Annotated in this window: 24 protein-coding genes, 1 pseudogene and 1 riboswitch; of the genes and pseudogenes, 22 read left to right on the forward strand and 3 right to left on the reverse strand. The window is 44.2% G+C overall.

Going from position 1 to position 23,362, the window contains the following annotated elements; all coding sequences use genetic code 11:
- Positions 1-108 precede the first annotated feature (108 nt).
- The 3 genes from L5M11_RS16670 to tsgA all read left to right on the forward strand — a co-directional run bounded on the left by L5M11_RS16670 (position 109) and on the right by tsgA (position 2,735).
- A complete protein-coding gene (locus L5M11_RS16670; RefSeq protein ID WP_028760301.1) occupies positions 109-504 on the forward strand; it encodes a YcfL family protein in 396 nt (131 codons plus the stop codon).
- Positions 505-804: 300 nt separating this feature from the next.
- Entirely contained in the window at positions 805-1,509 is a 705-nt protein-coding gene (deoD, locus tag L5M11_RS16675; RefSeq protein WP_012196924.1) for a purine-nucleoside phosphorylase, read from the forward strand.
- 50 nt (positions 1,510-1,559) lie between these two features.
- Complete coding sequence (gene tsgA, locus L5M11_RS16680) at positions 1,560-2,735, forward strand: MFS transporter TsgA (protein ID WP_263192786.1); 1,176 nt, start codon at positions 1,560-1,562, stop codon at positions 2,733-2,735.
- A gap of 67 nt (positions 2,736-2,802) precedes the next feature.
- Here the strand turns inward: tsgA and L5M11_RS16685 are convergent, their stop codons facing one another.
- A complete protein-coding gene (locus L5M11_RS16685; protein WP_012196926.1) occupies positions 2,803-3,483 on the reverse strand; it encodes a Crp/Fnr family transcriptional regulator in 681 nt (226 codons plus the stop codon).
- A 197-nt stretch (positions 3,484-3,680) separates the two neighbouring features.
- A riboswitch (TPP riboswitch) is annotated at positions 3,681-3,819 on the forward strand.
- Positions 3,820-3,873: 54 nt separating this feature from the next.
- Between L5M11_RS16685 and L5M11_RS16690 the strand changes: the two genes are divergently transcribed.
- The 13 genes from L5M11_RS16690 to L5M11_RS16750 all read left to right on the forward strand — a co-directional run bounded on the left by L5M11_RS16690 (position 3,874) and on the right by L5M11_RS16750 (position 14,701).
- On the forward strand, positions 3,874-6,093 hold the full coding sequence (locus L5M11_RS16690) for a TonB-dependent receptor (protein WP_263192787.1): 2,220 nt from the start codon (positions 3,874-3,876) through the stop codon (positions 6,091-6,093).
- Between the two features lie 97 nt (positions 6,094-6,190).
- Positions 6,191-6,451 carry a hypothetical protein gene (locus L5M11_RS16695; RefSeq protein WP_028760297.1) on the forward strand — a complete coding sequence of 87 codons (261 nt, stop codon included), beginning with the start codon at positions 6,191-6,193 and terminating at the stop codon, positions 6,449-6,451.
- Between the two features lie 46 nt (positions 6,452-6,497).
- A complete protein-coding gene (gene pnuC, locus L5M11_RS16700; protein WP_028760296.1) occupies positions 6,498-7,151 on the forward strand; it encodes a nicotinamide riboside transporter PnuC in 654 nt (217 codons plus the stop codon).
- On the forward strand, positions 7,151-8,263 hold the full coding sequence (locus L5M11_RS16705; RefSeq protein WP_263192788.1) for a phosphotransferase: 1,113 nt from the start codon (positions 7,151-7,153) through the stop codon (positions 8,261-8,263). Before pnuC ends, L5M11_RS16705 begins: the two co-directional genes overlap by 1 nt.
- A gap of 193 nt (positions 8,264-8,456) precedes the next feature.
- Positions 8,457-9,314: a DUF6279 family lipoprotein gene (locus L5M11_RS16710; protein ID WP_263192789.1), complete on the forward strand. Its 858-nt coding sequence runs from the start codon at positions 8,457-8,459 to the stop codon at positions 9,312-9,314.
- 81 nt (positions 9,315-9,395) lie between these two features.
- Positions 9,396-9,989, forward strand: coding sequence for a DoxX family protein (locus L5M11_RS16715; RefSeq protein ID WP_263192790.1), 594 nt, complete (start codon positions 9,396-9,398; stop codon positions 9,987-9,989).
- A gap of 186 nt (positions 9,990-10,175) precedes the next feature.
- Complete coding sequence (locus L5M11_RS16720; RefSeq protein WP_263179632.1) at positions 10,176-10,724, forward strand: NAD(P)H nitroreductase; 549 nt, start codon at positions 10,176-10,178, stop codon at positions 10,722-10,724.
- 30 nt (positions 10,725-10,754) lie between these two features.
- Positions 10,755-11,252, forward strand: coding sequence for a GNAT family N-acetyltransferase (locus L5M11_RS16725; protein WP_263192792.1), 498 nt, complete (start codon positions 10,755-10,757; stop codon positions 11,250-11,252).
- A gap of 193 nt (positions 11,253-11,445) precedes the next feature.
- A complete protein-coding gene (locus tag L5M11_RS16730) occupies positions 11,446-12,069 on the forward strand; it encodes a 2OG-Fe(II) oxygenase (RefSeq protein ID WP_028760290.1) in 624 nt (207 codons plus the stop codon).
- A 383-nt stretch (positions 12,070-12,452) separates the two neighbouring features.
- The gene (locus L5M11_RS16735) at positions 12,453-13,058 is read left to right on the forward strand and encodes a GNAT family N-acetyltransferase (RefSeq protein WP_198572706.1); all 606 of its coding nucleotides are present in this window, start codon (positions 12,453-12,455) and stop codon (positions 13,056-13,058) included.
- 19 nt (positions 13,059-13,077) lie between these two features.
- Complete coding sequence (locus L5M11_RS16740) at positions 13,078-13,542, forward strand: GNAT family N-acetyltransferase (protein WP_028760288.1); 465 nt, start codon at positions 13,078-13,080, stop codon at positions 13,540-13,542.
- A 32-nt stretch (positions 13,543-13,574) separates the two neighbouring features.
- Positions 13,575-13,979 (forward strand): hypothetical protein, encoded by a 405-nt coding sequence (locus L5M11_RS16745; protein WP_105252762.1) that lies wholly within the window; start codon positions 13,575-13,577, stop codon positions 13,977-13,979.
- Positions 13,980-14,305: 326 nt separating this feature from the next.
- A complete protein-coding gene (locus L5M11_RS16750) occupies positions 14,306-14,701 on the forward strand; it encodes a hypothetical protein (RefSeq protein WP_105252761.1) in 396 nt (131 codons plus the stop codon).
- A 65-nt stretch (positions 14,702-14,766) separates the two neighbouring features.
- Here L5M11_RS16750 and L5M11_RS16755 read toward each other — a convergent pair whose 3' ends face one another.
- Positions 14,767-15,582, reverse strand: a complete 816-nt coding sequence (locus L5M11_RS16755; RefSeq protein WP_263185971.1) for a substrate-binding periplasmic protein — start codon at positions 15,580-15,582, stop codon at positions 14,767-14,769.
- Positions 15,583-15,719: 137 nt separating this feature from the next.
- Here L5M11_RS16755 and L5M11_RS16760 point away from each other — a divergent pair, with 137 nt between their 5' ends.
- From L5M11_RS16760 to L5M11_RS16780, 6 genes are all read left to right on the forward strand, one after another.
- Complete coding sequence (locus tag L5M11_RS16760; protein ID WP_263192794.1) at positions 15,720-16,817, forward strand: DUF2157 domain-containing protein; 1,098 nt, start codon at positions 15,720-15,722, stop codon at positions 16,815-16,817.
- Complete coding sequence (locus L5M11_RS16765; RefSeq protein WP_263192796.1) at positions 16,804-17,967, forward strand: DUF4401 domain-containing protein; 1,164 nt, start codon at positions 16,804-16,806, stop codon at positions 17,965-17,967. Before L5M11_RS16760 ends, L5M11_RS16765 begins: the two co-directional genes overlap by 14 nt.
- Positions 17,967-18,482, forward strand: coding sequence for a GDYXXLXY domain-containing protein (locus tag L5M11_RS16770; RefSeq protein WP_263192798.1), 516 nt, complete (start codon positions 17,967-17,969; stop codon positions 18,480-18,482). The genes L5M11_RS16765 and L5M11_RS16770 overlap by 1 nt, the downstream gene beginning before the upstream one ends.
- Before the next feature lie 301 nt (positions 18,483-18,783).
- Entirely contained in the window at positions 18,784-21,618 is a 2,835-nt protein-coding gene (locus L5M11_RS16775) for an ExeM/NucH family extracellular endonuclease (protein ID WP_263192800.1), read from the forward strand.
- Positions 21,619-22,402: 784 nt separating this feature from the next.
- The gene (locus tag L5M11_RS24010; RefSeq protein ID WP_372835315.1) at positions 22,403-22,771 is read left to right on the forward strand and encodes a DUF5677 domain-containing protein; all 369 of its coding nucleotides are present in this window, start codon (positions 22,403-22,405) and stop codon (positions 22,769-22,771) included.
- Complete coding sequence (locus L5M11_RS16780) at positions 22,737-23,042, forward strand: hypothetical protein (protein WP_263181016.1); 306 nt, start codon at positions 22,737-22,739, stop codon at positions 23,040-23,042. The genes L5M11_RS24010 and L5M11_RS16780 overlap by 35 nt, the downstream gene beginning before the upstream one ends.
- Positions 23,043-23,130: 88 nt before the next feature.
- Here L5M11_RS16780 and L5M11_RS16785 read toward each other — a convergent pair.
- Positions 23,131-23,362, reverse strand: a pseudogene (locus L5M11_RS16785) (IS4 family transposase); the annotation flags it as partial.

A 23,362-nucleotide genomic window follows, 5' to 3' on the forward strand; every position in this document is an offset into this window, starting at 1 on the left:
ATTTAACCTATGTTATTAAGCATGAGTTCAGCACTGTTCGATTAGTTTGTCGTTTAATGGGAAATGATGCGCTAGCTGCGTATTTTGTGGCGTGACTAGGAGAAATATATGAAACAAGTTTATACAGGGTTATTACTGGCCGCAGCGCTTACCTTAGGTGCTTGTGCCTCACATACCGCAGGGATTTCAGTGAGTTCACTGGGTGAAACCCGCGTCGATAATTCCAGCTTTGCCCGAGATATTGCGGTACAGAGTGTGGATGCACGCCGAGTCGGTGATTTAGTGCAGGGCTCAGCGTTGATTGTTAGCAAATCCTCTTCCGATATGCGTGTGCAATATAAATTCACTTGGTACGATGCCAGCGGCTTTACTATCGAAGATGAAGCGACCAGCTGGAAATCGGTGAAATTACACGGTAAACAGCAATTGCAAGTCGGCGCTGTTGCACCTAATGCCCAAGTGGTTAAATTTGATGTATACGTGCGTGAAACCTTTTCAAACTAAGCTTGAGTTTGCTTCTGTTTAGTTTATTCCGTGTTTAATTGATTTTTTGATATTAAACCCGTTCTAAAATGGCTTACTTCTTTTAAGGAGTAAGCCTTTTTATTCGTTTTACATCAACTTTCAATGACCTTAAGGTCACTCAAATGTTATTAGCTTTCGTCTTTTTGACATTGAAAGTTGCGATAAATTACCCATTTTTAAGCAAAAAGGTTTACGGCAAGGTGAAATCCGGACTTTAGTCCTAAATACATTCAGTGATTGAGCACTACTATCTGCATATTACCACATGAGGATAGAAAGATGACTGCTCATATTAATGCTCAACCTACTGATTTTGCTGAAACTGTTATTATGCCGGGTGATCCACTCCGTGCTAAATATATCGCTGAAACCTATCTCACCGATGCCGTAGAAGTCACGAATGTTCGCAATATGCTTGGTTACACGGGCTTTTACCAAGGACAGCGCATTTCCGTTATGGGTCATGGTATGGGTATTTCATCTATGGTGCTCTATGGCCATGAGCTGATTAATTATTTTGGCGTGAAACGCATTATTCGTATTGGCAGTTTAGGTGCAACACAAAAACATGTACAAATGCGAGATGTCATTTTAGCCCAAGCCGCAGGCACGGATTCACCTACTAACGCTAAGCGTAGTAGCGGCTACCAAATGGCAACTTCTGCGACCTTTTCTTTATTGCATAAAGCCTATACAACAGCGAATGAGAAAGGCATTAGTGTAAAAGTTGGCAATATCTTTAGTGGCGATCTTTATTACGATCCCGATGAAGATATGATCCCCGCACTTGAACGTTTTGGGGTATTAGGTATTGATATGGAAGTGGCGGGGCTTTATGGATTGTCACACCAACAAGGTATCGAATCATTAGCCATTTTAACGGTATCGGATCATTGTTTAACCGGTGAAGAAACAACGGCCGAAGAACGCCAACTCTCTTTTAATAATATGATCGAGCTCGCGTTAGAAACCGCCCTCAATTAGGTTTAAAGCCATCCTTTGAACCCTTAGCATTTCACTTATGGAATGACATAATGAATAATAAAATTACTTTAACAGCCATCAGTTTTCTCGCCAATTTTATTATGGCGGGCTTTGCGACCCAATTTGGGATGTTGATTGAACCCATAGCTGAGAAATTTGCCGCTAATGTTAACGAAGTTGCATCAATTTTTTCATTGCTTAATGGCGGTGCACTTGCGGGGACGATTGCAGCATTTTTATTTATTGAAAAAATGGGTATCAAAAGAATGACCTTGATAAGTTACAGTCTGGTTGCTCTTTCTGCTCTGGCTTTACATCTAACCAATTCCCTACAAGTTGTGATGGTAGCAATGACCTTAATTGGTTTTTGTGGCGGTATCGGTTTATGTATTGCTGGTACGATTGTGGTGTCTGTGTGGCAAGAGAAATTACAAAGCACAATGTTAGTGGTGCAAGATGCGACATTTAATATTGCAGGCGTTATTTTCCCATTGATAACGACTTATGCCTTAACAAGTTCATTATCATGGAGTTATAGCTATTTAGCCGTAGGTTTAGTGGCGTTCGGTACAGTCATTATTACCTTGTTCACTCATTTCTCTATTTGCGAGCAATCTTCTACAACACAAGAGAAACAACAGTCTGAATGGAATCTCGGTATTATTAGTGGAGGTATTGGTTTATTTTTAGGAATGCTGGCTTTATATACTTTTTTAACTTGGGCACCTTTATTTGTAAAACAAAAATTTGATATTCCGTTTGAAGATGCCGGTAATATTATTACCCAGTATTGGTCCGCTGCGCTAATTGGGGCGTTAATTTCGACTGTGATTGTGACTCGTGTAAAGATTCACCATTTCTTAGTTGGTATTATTGCTTTAGCTATGGTGATCACCGCTGCCATTGTCAGTACCAATAATCTTAATTGGATAGCTTATTTAACCTATGGTTACGGTTTTGTGTGTGCCGCGCTTTATAATGCATTTATTGCTTATGGCGTGTCTTTTGTAAAAAAAGCCAGCAGCAAAAATGTGTCATATATACTTATTAGCGGAAGTGCAGGGGCGATGTTTAGCCCAGCCATCAGTTCTTTCTTTGAACGTATTATCGGATTACAAACAGTGATGTATGTGATTCCTCTGCTTTACGCAGCGATATTTATGCTATTGATCGTTTCAAGTCGGATGAAATCGGCTATGGAACAACACTCGCCATCGGTAAGTTAATTTACCTGTGCATCCATCCCACACTCGGTTGTTAAATTAAGTCGAGTGTGGGTTATGTTGAAAGCGGTTATATACCTGCTTCAACAAATTTCTTGAGTGCGTTGAGATCACAAATCCGAATGCCATCTTTTTTCCGCTCAATTAAGCCTCGTTCCTCAAGATTTTGTAGCGCCCGACGGTAGACTCGGTCGGTAGTGCCAAATCGTTCAGCCTCTAAATAACGTTTACTAAAGCCATCTACGGGCAAGTCATTTAAGTATTCATGGTAAATATCAAATGCCACGTTATAACTGATGGGATAGAGCAGTCGCCGAGTAAAAATATCCACTGTGTCTTGGTAGTCAATCGCAATTGCACTAGCGAAAAATAGCGCGAGTTGAGGGTGTTGACCGAGGCAATGTTGCAGTTTTTCAGCGCTAATCAACATGATTTCTAAGGGTTCACTGGCAATAATGTCTAGTTGACAGTGGTACTGGGTGAAGAACTCCATTTCGCCAAACAGCTGTGAATCACAATCAATAGTACCTAATTGAAAACACCGACCATTTCTCGCGGTATGGCCGAGTGATACGCGACCTTGCTTCACCAATACAAGTGATGCCATCGCTTCCCCCTGCGTCATGAGGTGAGCGCCTTTTTTGAGCATTTTTATTTCGCTGATACAGCTAAGTACAACCGCTTCAATAAGTGGATAGTCTTGCTCCCATCGCTGGCTATAACGTCCTTTCGATAAAGGTTTTAGCTGCATCGACTATGATCCTCTTACTGTGTTCGAAATTGCGACCCTCTATAGCATTATCATGATAGGCGGTCAAATGGACGAAAGGATTTAGGCGGCTACTAAAGATATTTTCATCATACGAACTGAAGGGCAGTGGTTTTCGCGACATTTAATTGAATCGCAGAGATAAGAGTGCCCACTTTTTATTTCCGTCATGTATACTAGGCGCCGCCAAGGGGTGTTTGTTGTGCATTAATGTTACTCTGATTTTAACGTTAACGGCTGCAAACTGAGATGTCATCTGACGAACCCTTAGAACCTGATCCGGCTAATACCGGCGTAGGAATGGGCCAATCAACAGCACACTTCTGAATCGCTTATTCGTTGCCGGATCTCAAACATTATATTTGAGGTCCTATGTCAAACCGTAAAACGTCAAACCATCAATCTCCATTTTCAACCGTATCGCCAAGCTTATTTTTAGCCCGAGCGCCGCTGGCGTTAGCCATCGCCGCAGCGCTGAGCACTGCTGCATTTGCACAAACCGATGCTATCGATAAACCTGATCCCAGCCCTGAGATGGAAGTCATGGTGGTGACGGCGGATTTTCGCAGCTCAAGTTTAGAAAAAATGCCTTCAAGCATTACCGTTATCGACAGTCAAAAAATTCAGGATGAAAGTGCGCAACACTTTGAAGATCTGCTTAATTCTATCGCCAATTTTAACTGGTCAGGTGGAAGCTCTCGGCCGAAATATTTTCAAATTCGCGGTGTAGGGGAACAGGAACAATACCAAGGCGCACCTAATTCTTCCGTGGGTTACATCATAGATGATATCGATTTATCCGGTATTGGTATGGTGTCGAGCATGTACGATTTACAGCAGGTCGAAGTGCTTCGTGGACCGCAGGGGACGCGTTACGGCGCGAATGCCTTAGCGGGACTGATTTATCTGAAGAGTAACGATCCAACTGATGTGTTTGAGCATGGCGGCGAAGTGTCGTTAGGCGATGATGATTTACGCACTTTTAGTGGTTTCAGTTCTGGCCCATTAACGGATTCTGGCAAGCTGCTTTATCGTGTGTCAATGCAGCAACATCAGCAAAATGGTTACCACGATAACCTGTATTTAGACCGTGATGATACCAATGGTCGCGATGAATTCAGCGGCCGCGCTAAGCTGCGCTGGTATGCGACAGATGATTTGCAGTTTGATTTAACTGTGCTGCATGCCGATTTTGATAATGGCTATGATGTCTGGAGTTTAACCAATTCACCAACCCAGACAACATCGGATCAACCGGGTGTCGATAGCCAACGCACCACAGGCGCGGGTTTTAAAGCGACCTATTCCGGCGCAGAAAACTTCGAATTAACTTCGTTAACCTCTTTTGCGAATACCGATCACCATTACAGTTACGATGGCGATTGGGCTAACTCAGAATATTGGGCCTCTAAGCAATGCAATGATGACAATGGCAATCTGGCGCCGTGTCAATACGATTATTTTTGGGATAAAACGGGTCAGCGTAAAACCGCGTCGCAAGAGTTTCGCCTAAGTTCTACCGAGCAGGGCCGTATTTTTGCAGAGAGTACTGATTGGTTGCTTGGTGTGTATGCCATGAATCTGAAAGAAGATAACCAATTGTATTCTGAGTACAATACTTCGCTAGATGAAGTCTTAGACTCAGAGTATGAGGCGACAAACTATGCACTGTTTGGTCAGCTCGATACGGATTTGGGCTCAAATTATGCTTTATCTGTGGGGCTACGTTTAGAGCGCCGCAACAGCCATTACTCTGATACGAATAACGATAATTTCGACCCGAGCGAAACCATGTGGGGCGGTCATATTGCTGTGAGTAAAGTGCTGAACGACTCGCACAATGCTTATGTCCGAGTCGCACGCGGTTACAAGGCGGGCGGTTTCAACATGACTTTGCCCGTCGAATTGAACGATAAAAAAGAGTTTAGTACTGAGACGCTCTATAACTATGAAATCGGCCTTAAATCCCATTGGTTAGCTGGACTTATCGATACTAATTTGGCGCTGTTCTATATGGACAGACAAGATCAACAGGTGGCTGCATCACAGCAAGATCCCGATAAACCACAGCGTTTTATCTTGTTCACTGAAAATGCAGGCAGTTCGAATAACTATGGCGCTGAGTTAGATGCAACCTGGTATGCCACGGATAATCTGCAAGTTTACTCAAGCTTAGGTTGGTTAGAAACGGCCTACGGTGACTACCAGTATCAGGACAAATATGGCACTGAGGTGGATTTAACTGGCCGCGATCTAGCCCATTCTCCACATCTTACCTACAGCCTTGGCGGGACTTATCGTGCTAATTCGGGTTGGTTTGCGAACCTGAATCTTAGCGGTAAGAGTGAATTCTATTATTCAGACAGCAATGAATCCCGCTCTGAACCCTACACTATCGTCAATGCACGCGTAGGTTATGAGGCGAACGCATGGTCGGCATATTTGTGGGGACGCAATCTGTTTAATGAAGAATACGGTGTGCGTGGCTTCTATTTTGGCAATGAGCCAGATAACGGTTGGGCGGAAAAGCAATATATTCGTTACGGCGATCCGCGTCAGATTGGCGTAACCTTTAACGTTAAGTTTATGTAATAGCTCATTTTAAAGTGAGCATAATCATTTAAGTGTTAACTGAACTGTAGCCCAGTATTTGGGCTACAGCCTTACTTCAGAATATCAAGGAATTAAAATGAAACTGACCGCAGAAATTAGCATGTATCCCTTTAATGAAAATTACCTCGATCCTATCAAGTGGTTTATTGGCCGCGTGGATAGCTATCCCAATATCGAGCGCGTGACTAATGCGATGGCAACTCAAGTGTGCGGCGATTATTTAGATGTGATGACTATGCTAGCGACCGAGATGCAAGCTGCCCATGAGAAGTGGGGCAAGGCGGTATTTGTGTGTAAGTTTATCGGTGGTGAGCTGAATTTAGCCCACAGCGAATAATGATTGACCGCCATGTAAGCGACAAATAGGCAATGAGAACAACACTATGACAGATTTATGGTTAACCTTGGTCGAGAGCGTTAATACGGCCTTTGGTGAAGTCCATGTGATGACCGTATGGGAAGCCCTCGCGGTATTGTTGGCGATGGCATATTTACTGCTGGCTATGAAGGCCAGTGTGTGGTGCTGGGCGGCGGCCTTTGCCAGTACCGCCATTTACACTGTGTTGTTTTGGAAGGTGTCGCTATTGATGGAGTCTGTGCTTAACGTCTATTACATGGCAATGGCGCTCTATGGATATTGGCTCTGGACCCAAGGTGGTGATAAGCATCAAGGCGTAAAAGTGACCACTTGGCCATTGAAAACCCATTTAAAGTTGATCGCAGCGACGGGCGTGATTTCGCTTTTGGTTGGTCACGGTATGGCGACGTATACCCAAGCCGCATTCCCGTATCTAGATGCGGCGACAACCTGTTTCGCCGTGATGACGACTTATTTAGTGGCAAAAAAGGTACTTGAGAATTGGCTTTATTGGGTGGTTATCGACATAGTGTCGATTTACCTTTATCTCAGCAAAGGCTTGATGCTGACATCCTTGTTATTCGTGCTTTATGTGGGTCTGGCGGTCGTGGGGTATTTCCTGTGGCGAACCGCGTTAGCCGACGCCCGTGAAGCTAATACCTTGAAGTTACTCAGTTAATGCTCGATATAAACGTCTCGATGCAGCGCTCAGTGGGCGAGCCATTCAAAGCACTTTACTCCATACTCAAAAGTGCTGGGCTAGTTAACGTGTTAAGTATTCATGAGCTTGCGGGCGGCTTAAGTAATCACAACTATAAAATCACTACGCCCGCAGGCAGTTATGTGCTGCGGATGAATGCCGATGCGGCGGACAGTTTTTGCAACCGCCAGCAGGAGCGTTTTTACTGGCAGCAATTGGCTCAAGCTAAACTTGCTCCTGAACTGTTGTGGGTGAGCGAAGATGAGCGTTATTACCTCAGTGATTTTATTGAAAGTGATTATATTGAAAGTGACGATATTGAAAACGAAGGCTTAATCCACTGGCCAGCGTTAGAACGCCAAACGAGTGCAGCTGATTTTGTGCTGGGGCAATCGACGTTTAATTATTTACAGTATCCGGCAGCAGAACAAGAAACGCATCCTAACCAAGCCCATTGTTTGCTATTGGCGTTATTGCTGCAATTACGCGATCTGCCTACAGGGCCTTATGATATTAGTATCACTGAGCAGTGGCAGGAATATCACCAGCAAATGCTTGCCTATCAGGCTTCTGCAACATTTCGTGAGCCAGTATTAAGGCGAGCTGTGCCATTGAAGCAGGGTAGTGATATTGGTTATAGCAATACTCGTGATTGGAATGAGCGGGTGGCTAAGCTGCTTGCAATTCAAATCGACATCAAACATTGGTGTGATGAGTTAGCAGCCTGCATAATCAAGCCGCAGTTTTGCCATCGCGATCTTAATCCCCATAATTTGTTACTTAAAAATAACCGCTTGTGTTGTATTGATTTTGAGTATGCGACGGCGTCGCATCCACTGTGTGAGTTGGCTGTAGTGTTAGCGACACATGCGTTAACGCCCTATCAGCAAAGTGTGTTGGTGAAACAGTATCTGAGTGGACATCCTTATGTTACTGCACAAGCCGTAACGGCAGTGCCTGCTGCCATTGACATGTATTGGGTATTTGCTTGCTACTGGGCATTATTGATGGCAGCGCAAACAGAACCCAGTCGTAGCGCCGACTACCTTGCTTGGTTTGATTGCTTCTGGCCGCTGATCACCCCCAAATAGTCATTATTGCGTGTGCTTAGTTTCCATCTGATGATAATGGTTCATTCCCTTATGGCATTGACCGCGCGATTGGTGGGACATGCGGGTAGAACATACTGAAAACCTTTATTAGACAAACTTGTTTGATATAAAAAGCAACTTTATATAGTCTCAAGCGTCTTATTAGCAACAATTCTAGGATGGATTATTCAGTATGAAAAAAGGCGTGATGCTACTTGTGTGTCTCTTAGGCTTAAGCGCCTGCTCCACTAAATTCAGTTACCATTTCCTCGACTGGGCCATCGGCTGGGAGCAAGAGGATTATGTTACCTTAGATAAATCTCAGCAAAAGGCATTCGATTCCCTCATTGAAAAATTTGTCATTTGGCACCAATCTAAAGAGTTAGCTCATTATGTGGTGCAATTGACCGAAGTGGAAATCCTCATAAAAACCAATACGTTAACGCCAGTGCTATGGGCAGATCATGTGAATATTGCTAAGCGGCATTGGTTTCGATTGTTTGAGTTCGCCTTGCCCGAGCTTCTACCTATCATAATGTCTTTGTCCGATGAACAGGTGAAGCAGATCCTCACAAAATTACGGGAGGAAGAGCAGGAGCTCGTTAAAGAATTTGCGGGTAAAACCCCTGAACAGTTACAAAAAGATGCCGATGAAAACCTTCAAACCCAATTTGATGATTGGCTTGGAAGTGTAACTGCGGAGCAAAAAGTGCTTATTCACCAATATAATCAACAGCGTTTATCCACCTTAGATATGTGGCTTGAGTACAGACACGAATGGTTACGCCAGTTTGAAGTTGCATTGGGTCAGCGCGCCGATAAAACATTATTAACCGAGCGTTTGACCTTGCTGATGACGCAGCCCGATGAGCTTAAGTCAGAACAACATAAAGTGTTTTTACGTAAAAATACTGAGGCATTTGGGACTTTGCTGTTGGCGATGAATGCGAGCTTATCGGAGCAGCAGTCTAAGCATTTTTATAAAAAGTTAGGTGGACTCATTCAAGATCTCAAGGAACTGAATCAAGAAGCGATTGAAAAAGAAGCCTAGGCCATGAAAGATTTATTGCCTTGCTTGGGTCTATTCCTGCAAGCCAATAAATCAGCCTACTAACTACTAAATAGAGACCTTATGCTACTCGTATCCCTTTATCAGAAACTGCTCAATATGAGCCGCTATTTCGAAGGCTTAGCACCATTAGCCCTTAGGATTTACCTTGCACCTGTGTTAATGCAAGCAGGCTATAACAAGCTCGCTCACTTTGAAGATACGGTTGCTTGGTTTGCCAATCCCGATTGGGGCTTAGGTCTGCCAATGCCAGCGTTAATGGCAGGACTGGCGGCGGGAACTGAGTTCTTTGGCGCTATCCTGTTACTGCTTGGGCTCGCGACGCGACTGATTTCAATCCCTTTAATGGTCACTATGTTGGTCGCCGCATTGACTGTGCATTGGCCAAATGGTTGGTTAGCGATTGCCGATGGTAGCTCTTGGCTAGCCAACGACAGAGTGCTTGAGGCAGGGGATAAACTGGCGAAAGCCAAAGAAATATTGCAGGAGCACGGTAACTATGACTGGCTGACCAGTTCAGGTAATTTTGCTGTGCTTAATAATGGTATTGAGTTTGCGATCACCTATTTTATTATGTTGCTGGCGCTTTTTACCTTAGGCGGTGGTCGTTACACTAGCCTAGATTATTTCATCGCTAAGCGCTTTGGGATTAAGTAAGCTTTTCTTAAACGGACCCAATTGTTAACGGCATCGGATTTTCAAGCGCATTTAATTTTGAAGCCCACTCGATTGTTAAGTGCACTCAACAAGTTAAATCCCACTCAAGCGGTGGGATTTTTTTATGCCTCTTTGTCAGCAATTTGCTATGCTTGAGCGCAATTTATATCGAACTAGGATAAGAACTTGGACGCTATTGAACTTTTACTCACTCGCCAATCAACCCCACGATTAACTGCTCCTGCTCCAGATGCGAGTCAATTAAAAATCATCTTAGATGCTGCCATTCGTGTGCCAGATCATGGCGCCTTAGCGCCATGGGAATTTATTATTGCCGCAGGACAAGGGTTAGAGACCTTGGCAGATATCTTTGTTGAGGCAGCGAAAGCGAACGGCGCCGATGAGGATTTTGTCAATAAAGCTAAGGGTATGCCAATGCGTGCGCCTATGGTGATTACTGTCGTGGCGAAAACGCAGCAACATTCCAAAGTCCCCGTACTTGAACAGCTCATTGCAGCGGGTTGCGCGACCATGGCGATGCAGCAGGCTGCCTTCGCCTTAGGTTTAGGTGCCGTGTGGCGTACAGGGGATTTTGCCTTTGATGCGAATGTGAATGTTGCTTTAGGTCTTGAGCCACACGATCAAATTGTTGGCTTTTTGTATGTGGGTACGCCAGCTGTTACTGCTCCTAAGAAACCGCAAAAGGACGGCAGTCAGTACGTCCGTTATTTATAAATCCGCCTCTTTTTTTAGTGGAGAAATTCTATGCAAGTTGCGCGAACTCCTAGACTCATCCTGCGGCAGTTAACCCCAGCCGACGCTTCTTTTATGTTAGTCTTGCTCAATAGCCAAGGTTTTATAGAGAATATCGGGGATAGAGGAGTACGCACACTTGTGCAGGCTAAGTATTATATCGTCAATGGACCGATGAAAAGTTATGCCGAGTGCGGTTTTGGTTTTTATGCTGTAGTGCTCGCCGAGAATGGATTCACTATTGGCATCTGCGGTTTAATCAAACGGCCGACACTGGACAATGTCGATATAGGCTATGCTTTTTTGCCGCAATATTGGGGCAAGGGCTATGCATTCGAAGCGGCTAAAGCCGCTTTTGACTTAGGTAAAAGTTTAGGTATTGAGCGTATTGTCGCGATTGTTAGCAGTCATAATAGTGCTTCAAAAGCTTTGCTGAACAAACTTGGATTACACTTTGAGCGTTGTTTGCAGCTTAGTGATCATGATGCGCCTGTTGAACTGTTTGGTTAATGTTAACGTGTTGTTTATATAGGTTTTTATTTTATTGTAATTCCGTCTTCTTTATTCTAGAATTTCGCAAAATTTATCGTTGAGATATGGCAATCATATCTCTTATCGACGCCCCTCGAAAATCAGGCTCACTTAATCCCTCCTTGAGCCCTTGAGTACAGCAAAAGCGTAGCCCTTTTTTGGATGTAGCATAATGGTTTCGCAATTAAGTGAAGCAATGCTGGACGTGATCGCTGATGCCTTGGTAGACAAAGGCTATATCTTTTTATCTGACTTAGTTCCTTCCTGTATTAGCCAAGTACTATTGGAAAAAATTCAATCAACTGAAATATATGAATTAAAAGCTGCCTCTATCGGTCGAGGTTCTGAACAGCACTTAAATCCAGACATTCGCCGTGACAGAATACAGTGGCTAGAAGAGCAAAATGAGCCCGATGCCCAGTATCTTGAGTTGATGACACAACTCAAAAATGGCTTGAATCGTCGCTTGTTTATGGGCTTATTCGATTATGAAAGCCACTATGCGGTATATCAGCCAGGGGCCTTTTATAAAAAACATGTTGATGCACTTAAGGGCAGCCAAAATCGTATTTTAACCACAGTGTTTTTCTTAAATCCTGATTGGAAAGCGGCAGATTGTGGTGAGTTGATTATCTATGATGAAGCTGACATTGAGATTGAGCGCATCGCGCCTAAAATGGGCCATTTTGTGATTTTCCTCAGTGAGCGTTTTCCCCATGAAGTGACTAAAACCTTGGCCCAGCGTAATAGCATTGCGGGCTGGTTTAGGGTCAGTAACAGCGTGCATGGCTTTTAACTTTAGCTTTTAACTTCACCTGATAACAAACGCCTAAATACTGCCCACAGGTTTAGGTGTTTTTGCTCTCGATTGCCGCTTTTGGTCATCACCAATCACTTATCGCGACTGCGCAATGTCATTGGCTATTTCTCGGATATTGATTGGCCATCACGGCGTGTTCTTCCGCAGCAGTATTTATTCCAACCTGTTTTAACTGCCTTGTACTCATTTTTTCAAATTTTTTTACACTCTTAAGCTTTAGGTAATCTAAGCCGCCGAAAATGGAATGAATTTGTCCAATCATGCTGAAAATAGGGTGTTTTTTTATTCTCGTTTAATGTTAGGCTAGATAAAAACGTGCGCTACAACACACTTTTCTATCATCTAACGGAGGCGATACTGTGGGCTGTGAAGATAACTTAGGTTGTTTAAGTGGTGAGCATATTGTACTTGAGCCCTTATCTTTGTCCCATGTGGCGGCATTGAGTCTCGCCGTCACAGATGGTCAACTTTGGCGTTTATGGTTTACCAGTGTTCCTGAGCCAACTGAGATGAAGCTCTATGTGGCTAAAGCGCTCGAAGAAAAAGCGCAGGGCCAGAGTTTTCCCTTTGCGGTGCGGGATAGAGTGTCAGGGGAAATCGTCGGATGCACGCGAATTTGCAACTGGGAGTCTGATAATCGCCGTCTTGAGATTGGATACACTTGGTATGCTAAACGTGCCCAGCGCACTGGGATTAATACTGAAGCTAAACTGCTGTTATTGACCTTTGCTTTTGAAACCTTAGACGCCATTGCCGTTGAGTTTCGTACTCATTGGCATAACCAAGCTTCGAGACAAGCTATTGCAAGACTGGGCGCTAAGCAAGATGGTGTATTGCGAAATCATAAGATTCTTAAGGACGGCACTATCCGCGATACCGTGGTGTATTCCATTATTGATACCGAGTGGCCAACGGTGAAAAACAGTCTGCAATTTCGATTGCGACAACGACCGCTAACACTCTAATGATAAATAGGAAAAGCCCATGGCAAGCATCATAACTCGAGTAGATGTGACTCATGTCCATGAGGTTGCAGTGTTATTCAATGAGTACCGACAATTTTATGGGCGTAGGGATGATCTCGCGGCTGCGGAGCAGTTTATTCATTCAAGAGTGTCAGATGGCTCATCGGTGATATTTATTGCTAAAGATAATCAAGGGCTTGGATTAGGTTTTGTTCAAATGTATCCCAGTTTTTCATCGTTACGTTTGGCCCCTATGTTGATCCTCAATGATGTGTATGTGACTCAACATGCCCGATGTGTCGGTATTGGGCGGGCATTAGTGCTACAGGCCGCCAGTTATGCCAAAGCGCATAATATGAGTTATTTGATGTTAGAAACACAGCAAAAAAACCAGCGCGCGCAGGGCTTGTATGAAGGTTTAGGCTTTGTGCGTAACCAAGATTTTTATATCTACGAACTTGAGCTCCACCGAGGGCTTGAGTAGGTTTATTTATGGCGATTAAAAGGAAAAGTAACATGTTAACTCAGGTAAAAACGCTAGTATTAGGTGGTTTAGTCTTAAGTGCCAGTACTGCAGTTTGGGCTGATGAAGCAGAAAAAGCGTTTAGTAAAGAAGCCATTGAATGTGCCGCTTACTATCAAATTAGCTCAGAAGCCATTGGGGCGATGAATGCACCGCAAATGCAGGCCGTGGGTGAGCGTTTAAAAAGTTCTAAAATTGAGTCTGAGAATTTAGCTAAGAAATACAGCTCTGAAGCTGAGGTCACTCAAGCGGTTGCCGATGCTAAAGCCCGTCAAATCGAAAGCTTAGGGGGGTCAAGTAACTTAGGTGCGTTAATGGGTAAATATAAAGAAGAATGTAAAAACCTGTTAGCCGATCCACAAAAGCGTTTAAATTATTGGACTATGGCGACGATGTAATCGTAGGTTTTAGTCAGGGTAATCGTTTACGGATTGTGAAGAAAAGGAGCCTGATGGCTCCTTTTTGCTTAAAGCACAAGCACTAAGGAGCTGATGGGGTCATTCATATTGAGTCGGTTTTCCCATAGATTTTAGCCCCGTTTGGTTTAGGGGCTTAGAACCAAGTTGCTTATTTTCGCTCGGCTGAAACTCAACCGCAGTTTTTAGGGTCCTAGTTACATGGTCAAGTATTTAAGCCTTGGGTTTAAATTCTCCTCAGTTTTAAATTCTTAGTTCAGTTTACGATATTCAAAGATAATCACATATGAGTACTAAATGGGAGCACTATGGTATTAACAATAATGGCAGCGACTGTTTTGAGTGCTGGAGTCTGTGGCTACCATTTAATCTATGGTAAGCGGGTTTTATTGGCGCCGCTCTTGAAGGCGAATGTGTCACAGCAAAGCAAGCAAATGCTACTGTGCTTATTTCACTGCCAATCGGTATTTTTTGTGGTTTCAACGGCTGCACTTTTAGCCTGTGCACTTAAGGTGATCCCTGGGATGTATGCCTTTAGCCTGTTGTTATTCCTCGGGATGAACTACGGGATCTTTGCGATTTGGCAGTTTTATATTGCCACTCTGAGTCCACCCAATAGTGGCCAGATGATCATAGTGCAAGCGCTGATTTTCTTGCTCATTGGTATTTTGGCTATGCTAGGGCCACTCTTGTCTGCCGCGTAAATTGCTCATGATAGTTTGTAAATCATCGCGATTGAAGCGTAAGAGTTTGAAAAACAAACAGCGAATTATGGGGTTAATTGAATACCGTATTGGGCGGCGAGTTCAGCGAGCTTACCATTATTGATGAGCAGTTCAATCCAGTGTGAGAGCCTTTTGCTATCGAGCTGTGAACTGGGGTTGAGTAAAATGCCATTAGCGTATTTTTGGTCCCATTCATCTGATATTAAAAGTAATTTTCTCTCTTCTGGATGAGCCTTTAAATAATACTGCAGGTAAGAGTTAGTCACGGGCGCTAGGTCGGCGCGCTCACGTAGAATACTTTCGATAGAGGCGTTATTGTGACTGACGAACAAGGGGCGAAATTGCTTTGCCAGCGTGTTCGCATCGGTTTCAAAGTGGGCAAACTGGTAGTGATATCCTTTGATGAACGCAATTGACTTGTTGGTTAAGTTTTTGAAATAGCTTTGGTTATGAGCTTTAGTTTTAAGTGCAATAAAGACTTCACAATCTATCATATGTAGCGGAATAAACTGAGTCGCTATTTTTTGCCATCCCCAAGCGGGATTCTCAAAGAGCATCATGTCGAAGCGACCTAAGGAATAGGCTTTATATCTGTGCTCAATACTGGTGACGGCAAATTTAAAGACCACTTCTTGTTGTACTTGATTTAATGCATTAATGATATCGAGTGTGAGACCTGTGTAACGGCCGTCTTGTTGTTGATGGACATAGGGAGCAAATTGATAACCACCGACATGAATTGTCGGAATTGACTCGGGAATCGCTGGCGACTGAACTTTATCTTGGGCGATAGCCGTGGTAAATGCGCTAATGCTTAAGGCTAAACAAAAGAGTAGACGACACAACTGGCTCAATATCATAGTCACCCCTTGTTATTTTTAGCATGAATGATTTTTTACAAGTATACACAATTTAATTTGTTCAATGCTGTCGATAAAGTGCGAATTTTAAATCTGTCATAGTAAGCTAGCGCAAACAGGATGAGGGAGATTTCACATTGAGCAAGATAAAATCTCAAGTGTGTGGTTGGGTTGAACAGGGACATATCACGCAAGAGCAGGCGAATAAGCTTTATCGACAGGTGACAGTCTTGCCGGATGGGTCGAGTTGGCGTCGCTTAATTGCTCATTTATTACTCTGGTTTGGTGCGTTAAGTTTTGCCTGTGGGGTGATTTTTTTCTTTGCCTATAATTGGCAATCTTTGGGGCGATTTGCCAAATTTGGACTGATTGAAGTGGCGATAATACTCGCTATCAGCGCATTTGCTTGGCTCTATTATCGTGCCAACATTTATTCCCCTGTTAGTTCTTATCGTAAAGATAGCACTTTTGGTGCGACGACCGCCAATGGCGTGCTACTGGCCGCAAGTGTGTTAGTTGGTGGCTTATTAGCGTTAGTTGGGCAAACCTATCAAACGGGCGCCGATCCTTGGCAGTTATTCGCGCTATGGGCATTCGTTATCTTACCCTTTGCTTGGGTGGCGGGATTTGATGGTTTATGGCTGTTGCTGGTGGGATTGCTAAACCTCAGCATAGGGATATTTCTGGATTCCTTTTCCCATTTCTGGGGATTATTTTGGGGCGCTCAAGGACAATTGCTGATCTTTATCTGTTTGAATTTAGTTATCTATTATGCTTTTGTACTTTTAGACCACAAAGTCGCGGGGCGCTGGCATGCGCCAATCCTTGAATATGCCTGTTCATTGTTTGCTATGGGTTGTTTTACTTGGTTAATCACTTGGCTTATTTTCGACGATTTCCTTGAACGTGACAGCTTCAGCACTGGGATCTTCTGTGGTTATTTTGCCCATCTGATATTCGGATTCGTTATTTTTCGTTATAGATTACCACGCATATATCCCTTGGCCTTGGGCGGTTTTAGCCTGATTGCCGTGGGCGCCGCGTTACTGATAAAGCTGATGTTTGAGGATAATGACCCCATAGGTGGATTTTTGTTTATTGGGCTTTATATCATTTTGGCAAGCACAGGTTTGAGTATTTGGTTGAGGGAGCTAAGCCGGAAACTTAAACCTCAGTTTGTAGGAATCGCCACCCAAGGGAGCGTGGGCGTGGGAGATGTTCATGAGCAACAATAATGGTTTACAGGATAGCGAAATGATCACTCGACCCTGCACTGATAGTGTTACGTCAATCGACGCTTCGAGTGAATTAAGTCTAATCAAACACTGGCAAGCTTTGTATGCCGAAGGCAATGTTAGTGCAGCTCAAATGCCAGAAGACCATGATATCCCTTGGTATATTGCCACTATGCAGGCGTTTGCTGCTTGGATAGCGGCGTTGTTTTTATTGAGCTTCATGATGGCAGTGTTTGGTGCCATTTTTGAGCATGTTGAAGAAGATGTCATTTTATTTATTGGCTTAACCTATTTAGCCTTGGGGATTGGGCTGTATTTTTTACCGCGGCAACAGATTTTTATTGAACAATTTGCTTTTGCCGCCTGTTTGAGTGGTTTGATCAGTGTGGCATGGGGATTATTTGATTTAATTAACAATGATTTTAGCCTCACATGGTATCTCTGTATGGCGGGTATTACATTATTACTGTGGGGCTTGATTGCCCATGGGCTAGCCCAGTTTGTATTCGCTTTTTGCTTTAGTTGGTGCGTGATTGGCCTGATGGCAAAATTTGAACTGCTCAATTTTAGCCCAAGCCTTTTTGCCGTAGTCATTAGTCTAGTGTTATTAAATATCAATCAGTTCGGGCGTCATTATCGTAGGGCTCGGATGCTCATCTATGGCTTCGCACTCGCCTTGCTTTCGTTGCAGTTGATGCACGCTTTTAGTATGGACAGTATTTTTGAAGCCTTATTTAGCCCTTGGCAGCAAAGCCTGTGGCTGACACTGACTCATCTGTTGATTATTTTCGCTATTTACGGATTTTTATTGGTGACAATCTTGCGCGAGCGCCAGCAATCACTAAGCTCACCAGCGGCGCTAGGGTGTGTTATCGGTTTAGTCATCGTTAGCGGTTTATCCTTACCTATGCAGGGTTTATCAACGGCTATTCTATTGATCTTGCTTGGTCATTATTGCAACGAGTCTTGGTTGAAAGGTATGGGAATGGTGTCGGCGCTGTTATTTGTCAGCGGGTATTATTATTCCCTAGAGACGACTCTGTTACTTAAATCTGGTTATTTGATGGGCTTAGGCGCCTTGCTGTTGGTGGCAAGGTTAGTGATGTGGCGGTTATTTCCTGCCGATGAAAATGCCAAGGAGACTGTGTGATGGGAAATGTGATGGGAAAACTGTCGGCTTCACATAAATGGGCGATTGGGCTCGTACTGTTCACAACAGTGGCGATTCTCGCTGGCGTGAATTGGCGCATTTTCAAATTTGAACAACTGCTTAATCACGGCCAAGTGGTGCGTTTTGCATTAGCACCGGTCGATCCGCGCTCATTAATGCAGGGTGATTACATGGCGCTTGAATATGCCATTACGCGCGATGTGCGTAGCGCCTTAGCGCCGCAACAAATGCAGGGGCAGTTATTACTGGCTGTTGATGGGCAAAAAGTGGCGCGTTTTGTGGACTTTTATACCGACCAAGCACTCGGTAAAGATCAACTACGAGTGCAGTTTCGTGTCCGTGGTAATCAAATTAAGCTCGCATCGAACAGCTTTTTCTTTGAAGAAGGACAAGCCGATCATTTTAGTGCAGCAAAATACGGTGAGTTTAGAGTGAATTTGCAAGGTGAGTTACTGCTCGTCAGTTTACTCGATGAAAAGCTTCAGCCCTTATAACCCTGTGTCATGATTGTCATGATTGTCAGGATTGCCATCCATTTGTTCTGCTTACTTGATTAACCTCGATTTATCTCTGGCCGCACTGTGTAGTGCGGCCAGCATCTCCCGTACTGCTTTCTTCCTAGTTCTGATCGCTAAATCGCACGAATAATATCCACCTTAAGTTGCAACTTTGATGCAACCAATTTGTAACCTTGACCGCCTATAGTATTGTCAGTCTTCGAGGTGATATCACCTTGAAGCATCTAAGCGCATCAATTAAATACCAAATATTAAAACAATACATTTAGGGGTCTCAATGTTTAACACTAAAACTGTGCTGGCGTTAGCCATCAGCAGCGTTTGTGGGCTTGCCCATGGCGCGGATAATGTGATCATTTCTGAATACGTCGAAGGCAGCAGCAATAATAAAGCTATCGAACTGTATAACCCAACCGCGGGCGCTATTGATTTAAGCCAATACCAATTGCGCTTCTATTTTAATGGCAGCACAAATGTCGGCACGACCATTGCGCTCACTGGCTCATTAGCGGCGGGGGCGACTTATGTGGTTGCCGATAATGACTCTTCTGCCGATATCCTTGCGGTCACAAATCAACAGAGTAGCGCCAGCTTCTTTAACGGCGACGATGCGATTGAACTGACCTATCAAAATCAAGTCATTGATAGTTTAGGCCAAGTCGGTGTTGATCCCGGTGCCGAGTGGGGCAGTGGTGATCTCTCCACTCAAGATAATACCCTGCGCCGTAATCCTGATCTGCTGATTGCCGATCCTATCAGTACTGATGCAGTAAGCTTTAGCACTTGGCTAGGTTTTGCGAAGGACGATGTTTCTGATCTTGGTAAGTTCAGTGCGGGTACGCCAACCGATCCCGTCGACCCTCCACCAAGCTCTTTAGTGTGCGGCGAAGAGGCCACAGCAATTCATGCGCTCCAAGGCGCGGGTGCTTCCAGCCCTCTCAATGGACAAACTTTAGTGGTTGAGGCGGTTGTCGTCAGTAATCAAGAAGCCGGTCTTAAGGGCATTTTCGTGCAAATGGCTGATAACGAAGCCGATAGCAATCCGCAAACCTCGGAAGGTGTGTTTGTATATACCGGCACTGCGCCCACAGCTTATGTGGCGGGCGATCGTATTCGTTTAAAAGCCAAAGTCACTGAATATCAAGGCTTAACTGAACTAACGACTTTATCAGAACACAAGTTGTGTGCTACAGGACAAACGTTACCAAAGGCCGCGCTAGTGACCTTACCTGTTAACAGCAGTGATGATTTTGAGCCCTTTGAGGGCATGCGTGTTCGTTTTAGCCAAGATTTAGTGGTGAATGAAGTCTATAACCTCGGTCGTTATGGCGAGATTTCATTAGGCAGTCAGCGCCACTTTATTGGTACGCAGGTGGCTGCACCGGGCGCGGATGCGCTAGCGGTGAGTGCAGCCAACCAACGTGACAGTATTTTACTGGATGACGGTTTAACGGCGCAGAATCCTGATCCTGTGCAATTCCCCGCTCCTGGTTTGAGCGCATCAAACACAGTGCGTGTAGGCGATAAAGCCACATCGCTTACGGGTGTAATGCACTATGGCTTTAATCTGTATCGCATTATGCCAATCGAAACGGTGAACTTTGTGGCGGAAAACCCACGCCCAGTTGCGCCCACATTGGTTGAGGGTGGTAATCTAAAAGTCGCTAGCTTTAACGTGCTTAACTACTTCAATGGTGATGGCCAAGGTGCAGGTTTCCCAACCGCGCGTGGTGCCAATACCTTAAGCGAGTTTGAGCGTCAAAAGGCGAAGATTGTCAGCGCCATGGTGGGCATTAGTGCCGACGTATTCGGTTTGATGGAAATCGAGAACGATGGCTTTGGCGCCAATTCAGCCATTGCTGATTTAGTCGCAGGTTTGAATGCTGCTGTGGGTGAAGCGCGTTACGCTTATATCGCGCCAACAGGCATGAATGCGATTGGCACCGATGCCATCACAGTCGGCTTGATTTATCGTAGTGATAAAGTCACGCCGCAGGGCGCTGCACGTATTCTATCTAGTGCAAATTCGCCATTAGATAGCGATCAACAGCCCCTGTTTGACGATAGCAAAAACCGTCCAATGCTGACGCAAGCCTTTAGCGTGAACGGCAGTGAAGAAGGCGTGGTTGTTGCGGTTAATCACCTTAAATCTAAGGGCAGTGAATGTGCGGGCGAACCTGATCTTAACGACGGTCAAGGCAACTGTAATATCACTCGTACCCGTGCGGCGACGGCTGCAGGTCAATGGATTAGCGAGCAATATCCAGATCAAGGCGTGCTGCTGATTGGTGATTTGAACGCCTATGCGAAGGAAGATCCATTAACGGCCTTAGGTAATGCAGGCTTTAGTGAGCTGTTTGCCAAACTTGAAAAACCGAACCCTTATTCCTATGTATTCTCGGCTGAATCGGGTCAGTTGGACCATGCTTTAGCGAACGCAGCCCTGCTGGATAAAGTGGTGGATGTGACGCAGTGGCATATCAATACCGACGAACCACGTGTATTGGATTACAACGAAGAGTTTAAGACGCCTGCTCAAATCCAAGACTTATTCGCAAGTGATGCTTATCGCTCATCGGATCACGATCCTGTGGTGATTTCGCTCTTGCTCGAAGCGGAAAAAGCCGCGCCAGTGGCCAGTTTCACTCAAGTGGTGAATGGCGCTGCGGTACAACTGACATCCACTTCAACCGACAGCGACGGACAAATCGTGTCAGCTGAGTGGAGCTTTGGTGATAATACCGTCGCAATGGGTGAGGTAGTGACTCACAGTTACAGCCAAAGCGGTGAGTATCTGGTCACGCTAACTGTGACTGATAACGACGGCCTAACCCATAGCACGTCGCAAATGGTGACAGTGGTTGCTGATAACGTGAAACAACCACCCGTTGCGCAAATTCAGCGTATCAATCTCGGTGTTGTCGATATGTTTATTTCGACTAGCTTTGATACCGATGGCGTAATCAAGCAACATAAATGGACGTTCGACAATGGCACTCGCGCTAACGGTCAAGTGGTATTACGCCTTGCCCGCCGTGGACAACACACAGTTGAACTGACCGTTAAAGATAACGACAAGTTAACGGATACTACGACGCTGACTTATCGTTAAGCCAGTCTTTTTATTCCGTTGATTTTAAGTGACGCCAAGCTCGCAGCCGCGGGCTTTTCTTTTTGCCCAAAAGCAAAATAAAGTTGTTGTCAGTTGTGACGCATCAATTGTCATTGTTTCCCCAGTGACTCGTCACCTCTTTATTTAACAAGAAGCCTCCCTGAGGGCTCTAATAAAATATCCCTGTTTTAGAAGGTTACAGGTGCAACAATGACAATCCTCATTAACCCTATCGTTGTTCGATTAGCTGAAAAGCTAATGCCCCAAAGTGTGTTTCGTAGTTTGAATGCTTTAATCAAAATCAAAGTCGTGGGGCTTCACCCCACACCCGACCAAGGAGGACTGCTCGTCCTATCCTCCTTGGATGCTCCAAGACGCCCCCAACGGAGTTGAAAGCCCCTTGTGCTCATTGACAAATTTGCTATCGCTTCCGAAGGATGCGTCCCTGCACCTGCGAAAGCTAGTCGGTCATCCATGACCGAACTCACGCAATTTGTCTATTCGCCCTGCGGCAACTCCGAGGGGAGGTATATTCCTTGGAGTTTCGAGTCGTTAGATAGCGATTCATCAGCAAAAAATAAGCGCGAAAAATGAGAAAGCTAAAACGATATCAAGTGATTACCAATCAAACTGTATAAAAAACCGCTACCGCAAAAAAGCAAATTCCTATAGCATCATTTATACCAATTGACACGGATGTGGCATCGGCCAAGTCCAACAAGCGATTTATGCCCTGCAAACAGCGCAGTGTATAAATACTAAGACGTTATAAAGCAAGGTAGCTATGAGTTCTGGTACGGTAGATGATTGGATCGGCTTACTAAAGTTTCGAGATGAAAAATTCAAATCTCTAAGTCATAGTAACTTGCAAGAGAAATACATTCTCGCTTTGAGCATAAGAGTTACTGAATTATGCTTAGATGCAGTAATACTTTTAAACAATCATAGAATGACATCGGTTCCTATTGTCCTTCGTTCAGCTTTAGAGTCGTATGCAGACCTTCAATGTTGTATAAAAGATACTAATCACCCAGACGCTATGACTAAGGCACAATACTGGCGACTTTACGAACTCCATAAACATGTAAAGAGTGATACTGCGGAAGAGCACAAAAAACGTGGGAAAAAAACTATCTGTTTGGGAACGCTTTAATAAATCGGAATTGGTTGAGTTATACAATGGGTATTATTCAGTTCTTTCTATGTACTCTCATGGAAACGTCGGTGCTTTGGTTGAAAATTCTGTCGGAGAGCAAGTTTTACTTGGATCTGCATTCAATGATGAGAAATCTTTACAATATTTTGATCAAGCTATTAATCTAGTTGCGCTGTCTATTAAAGATACCTTAGTTTTCTATAATTTTGATTTCGCCTCAGTAGAGTACCCAACTAAAATCATAGATAAAATTAATAAAGCTTTATAATAAGGCGATTAAACGTAACAAAAAACAGTTTGTTATGTTTCATGCCTCAACAATTTTTGTCCGCTTAGCGCGGCGCTGGGGGATCCCCTCATAATTGAGGTTTTCCAGCGTCATGAACTAAGTTTATATATTCGATTAATGCCCAGCGAAAAATTGTCTCCTTTACCGGATATTTGTCTCTTTTGCGTACTTCCTTTCCAAGTCTAACAATTGATAGCACAGCCTGCTTTCTCACTGTATTGGCTTGAAAATATCTTTGCCATCCAAGGTGTTGTGCCGCTAACCCAATACACCACAACACGATTTCAGCCAGCATAGAG

Origin of the sequence: Shewanella sp. SM87 (genome assembly GCF_025653705.1) — a bacterium.
Classification (GTDB): Bacteria; Pseudomonadota; Gammaproteobacteria; order Enterobacterales; family Shewanellaceae; genus Shewanella; species Shewanella oncorhynchi.